1 protein-coding gene is annotated in these 341 nt (G+C 57.8%); it reads right to left on the bottom strand.

Annotated elements, in window-relative coordinates; genetic code table 11:
- A partial coding sequence (locus J1G18_RS28570) for a hypothetical protein (protein WP_410477726.1) occupies positions 1–341 on the bottom strand: 341 nt, incomplete at both ends.

Below are 341 nucleotides of genomic sequence, written 5' to 3'. Positions count from 1 at the left end.
TGCACCAGTCTTCCGATTCATTGCCGACGATGTCGCGCACTTTGAAGGTGACCGCCAGACCGAAGAGGTCGGTGTCACCAGCCCGTTCAATAGTGGCTTTGGAGACCGTGATCAATATCGGGTTTGCCGCTGGATCGTTGATCTGCTCCAGTGTCACCGGTGTGGAATACTCAAAAAAGCCGCCCCAACTGAGATGAATGACGTCGCCCTCCGCAATGTCGGGGTAAGGCAAGCCGCTGCCGGACTCGGGCCTGATGACAATCGGCACCCCCGCTTCGGCAACGTCTTTGTCCACCCCGCCGTTGACGATTGCCGGGGGAATGTACATGTACAGGTTGGAG

Source organism: Pseudomonas sp. MIS38 (assembly GCF_019891575.1).
GTDB lineage: Bacteria > Pseudomonadota > Gammaproteobacteria > Pseudomonadales > Pseudomonadaceae > Aquipseudomonas > Aquipseudomonas putida_A.
This window is presented reverse-complemented; position numbering and strand designations above follow the sequence as displayed.